Source organism: Paraburkholderia phenoliruptrix, assembly GCF_902859825.1.
Taxonomy (GTDB): Bacteria; Pseudomonadota; Gammaproteobacteria; order Burkholderiales; family Burkholderiaceae; genus Paraburkholderia; species Paraburkholderia phenoliruptrix.
In genome coordinates this window covers 1-3278 of the sequence record NZ_CADIKB010000096.1, presented here as the reverse complement: position 1 = coordinate 3278, position 3278 = coordinate 1, and the positions used below count along the sequence as shown (strand labels likewise).

4 protein-coding genes are annotated in these 3278 nt (G+C 64.5%); all 4 read right to left on the bottom strand.

The features are described from left to right. Positions 1-698, bottom strand: a 698-nt coding sequence (locus HV711_RS33035; RefSeq protein WP_035485266.1) for a succinate dehydrogenase iron-sulfur subunit, incomplete at its 3' end; no start/stop codon positions are given. Between the two features lie 24 nt (positions 699-722). Further along, positions 723-2498 (bottom strand): succinate dehydrogenase flavoprotein subunit, encoded by a 1776-nt coding sequence (gene sdhA, locus HV711_RS33030; RefSeq protein WP_013591369.1) that lies wholly within the window; start codon positions 2496-2498, stop codon positions 723-725. Positions 2499-2502: 4 nt separating this feature from the next. Then, complete coding sequence (gene sdhD, locus HV711_RS33025) at positions 2503-2871, bottom strand: succinate dehydrogenase, hydrophobic membrane anchor protein (RefSeq protein WP_006047558.1); 369 nt, start codon at positions 2869-2871, stop codon at positions 2503-2505. A gap of 3 nt (positions 2872-2874) precedes the next feature. Next, positions 2875-3278 (bottom strand): succinate dehydrogenase, cytochrome b556 subunit (gene sdhC / locus HV711_RS33020; RefSeq protein ID WP_035485269.1); only part of this gene is annotated, 404 nt, incomplete at its 5' end.

The window sequence follows — 3278 nt, the reverse complement described above, 5'->3', positions numbered from 1 at the left end:
GTGCGGCGAACCATCAATTCCTTGATCTTGCCGATCGCCTTGGTCGGGTTCAGCCCCTTCGGGCAGACGTCGACGCAGTTCATGATGGTATGGCAGCGGAACAGCCGGTACGGATCTTCCAGGTTATCGAGCCGCTCGCCCGTGGCCTGATCGCGGCTGTCCGCGATGAAGCGGTACGCCTGCAGCAGACCCGCCGGGCCCACGAACTTGTCCGGGTTCCACCAGAAGCTCGGGCACGACGTCGAGCAGCTCGCGCACAGAATGCACTCGTAAAGCCCGTCGAGCTCGTCGCGTTCCTCCGGCGACTGCAGACGCTCCTTCTCCGGCGGCGGCGTGTCGTTAATCAGGTACGGCCTGATCGAGTGATACTGGTTGAAGAACTGCGTGAAGTCGCAGATCAGGTCGCGCACCACGGGCAGCCCCGGCAGCGGACGCAGCACGATCTTCTGCGGCAGGTCGTTCAGGTTCGTCAGACACGCCAGACCGTTCTTGCCGTTGATGTTCATCGCGTCCGAGCCGCATACGCCCTCGCGGCATGAGCGGCGGAACGACAGCGTCTCGTCCAGCGCCTTGAGCTTCACCAGCGCGTCGAGCAGCATGCGCTCGTGCGAGTCGATCTCGATCTCATACGTCTGCATGCGCGGCGCCGCGTCCCGGTCCGGATCGTAGCGGTAGATTTCAAATGTACGCTTGGCCATTTCTCTGGATTCCTTGTCTGTGCCTTAGAAGGTCCGCGCCTTGGGCGGCACCGATTCGACTGTCAGCGGCTGCATGTGCACCGGCTTGTAGTCGAGGCGGTCGCCCTCGCTGAACCACAACGTATGGCGCAGCCAGTTCTCGTCGTCGCGATGCTCGAAGTCGTTCTGCGCGTGCGCGCCGCGGCTTTCCTTGCGCGCCTCGGCCGAGACCATCGTCGCGCGCGCCACCTCGATCAGGTTCGCCACCTCCAGCGCCTCGACCCGCGCGGTGTTGAACACCTTCGACTTGTCCTTCAGGTGGATGTTCTCCACCCGCGCCGCCACTTCGCGGATCGCCTCGACACCTTCAGCGAGCAGCGCCGACGTGCGGAACACGCCCGCGTGCTTCTGCATCGTGCCGCGGATGTCGTTGGCCACGCTCTGCGCGTACTCGCCCGAGGACGAGCTCTCCAGCTTCGCCAGACGCGAGAGCGCGAAGTCCGCCGCATCCGCCGGCAGCGGCTTGTGCTCCTTCAGCTCCTTCACGTGCTTGACGATATGGTTGCCCGCCGCGCGGCCGAACACCACCAGATCGAGCAGCGAGTTCGTGCCCAGACGGTTCGCGCCGTGCACCGACACGCACGAGCACTCGCCCACCGCATAGAAGCCGTTGACGACCTCTTCGTGGCCGCGCGGCGTGCCCACCACCTGGCCGTTGATGTTCGTCGGAATGCCGCCCATCTGGTAGTGGATGGTCGGCACGACCGGAATCGGCTCCTTGATGCAGTCGACGTTCGCGAACTTCAGCGCGATCTCGCGGATCGACGGCAGCCGCTTCATGATCGTCTCGGCGCCGATGTGCGACAGATCGAGCAGCACGTGGTCCTTGTTCGGACCCACGCCGCGGCCTTCCTTGATTTCCTGGTCCATCGAGCGCGAGACGAAGTCGCGCGGCGCCAGATCCTTCAGCGTCGGCGCATAGCGCTCCATGAAGCGCTCGCCGTTGGAGTTGCGCAGAATGCCGCCTTCGCCGCGCACGCCTTCGGTAATCAGCACGCCCGCGCCGGCCACGCCCGTCGGGTGGAACTGCCAGAACTCCATGTCCTGCAGCGCGATGCCTGCGCGCGCGGCCATGCCCAGGCCGTCGCCGGTGTTGATGAACGCGTTGGTCGAGGCCGCGAAGATGCGGCCCGCGCCGCCCGTGGCGAACAGCGTGGTCTTGCCTTCGAGAATGTAGACGTCGCCCGTTTCCATTTCGAGCGCGGTCACGCCGAGCACGTCGCCGTCGGCGTCGCGGATCAGATCGAGCGCCATCCACTCGACGAAGAACTGCGTCTTCGCCGCAACGTTCTGCTGGTAGAGCGTGTGCAGCAGCGCGTGGCCGGTGCGGTCAGCCGCTGCGCAGGCGCGCTGCACGGGCTTTTCGCCGTAGTTCGCGGTGTGGCCGCCGAACGGGCGCTGGTAGATCGTGCCGTCGGCGTTGCGGTCGAACGGCATGCCGAAGTGCTCGAGCTCGTACACGGCGTTCGGCGCTTCGCGGCACATGAATTCGATCGCGTCCTGGTCGCCGAGCCAGTCGGAGCCCTTGATCGTGTCGTAGAAGTGGTAGTGCCAGTTGTCCTCGCTCATGTTGCCAAGCGAGGCGCCGATGCCGCCTTGCGCGGCCACCGTATGCGAGCGCGTGGGAAACACTTTCGAGAGCACGCACACCGACAGACCCGCGCGCGCCAGTTGCAGCGACGCGCGCATCCCCGAGCCGCCCGCGCCGACGATGACCACGTCGAACTTGCGACGCGGCAGGGCATTCTTGATTGCAGCCATTCTTTTACACTCTCCAGAGAATCTGCGCAGCGTAGCCCGCGCACGCGAGCAGCCAGACGATGGTCAGCGCCTGCAGCAGCAGACGCACGCCCACGGGCTTCACATAGTCCATCCAGATGTCGCGGATGCCGACCCACGCGTGATAGAAGAGCGAGAGCAGCGTGACGAAGGTGGCGAGCTTCATCCACTGGGTGGCGAAGATCGAGGCCCAGCCTTCGTAGGAGAAGTCGCGCGCGCCGAAGAACCACGCGAGCAGGATCACCGTGTAGAGGGCCATCACGCAGGCGGTGATGCGCTGCGCGAGCCAGTCGCGCAGACCGTAGTGCGCGCCCACCACCAGACGCTTCGAGCCGATTCGGTTATTGGCTGCCATTTTTTAGAATGCTCCGAAGAGTTTGAGCGCAAAGGCGAGCGTCAGCAGCGAGGAGACGACGAACACCACGATCGAGGTCTGCTTGCCCTTTTCTTTCGTGACGGCCTCATGGTTGGTGTCCATCAGCAGGTGCCGCACGCCGGCGCAGAAATGGAACATGTAGGCCCACGCGAGCACCAGCACGATGAGCTTGACGATGAGGTTGGAGAAAAAGCCCTTGAAGCCTTCGAAGCTCAGCTCCGAGGTCAGGCTCTGGTCGAAGAGGTAAAGCAGGAACGGCAGCGCCACGAACAGCAGCCCCCCGCTCACGCGATGCAGGATCGACACCCGCCCGGCAAGCGGCAGCCGGTACGCCGTCAATATCTGCCCGATACCGATGTTCCGGAATTCCGGCCTCGGTTTTTTCA

Coding starts and splice junctions, on each gene's coding strand:
- sdhA (WP_013591369.1), bottom strand. CDS start 2,498: ATGGCTGCAATCAAGAATGCCCTGCCGCGTCGCAAGTTCGACGTGGTC.
- sdhD (WP_006047558.1), bottom strand. CDS start 2,871: ATGGCAGCCAATAACCGAATCGGCTCGAAGCGTCTGGTGGTGGGCGCG.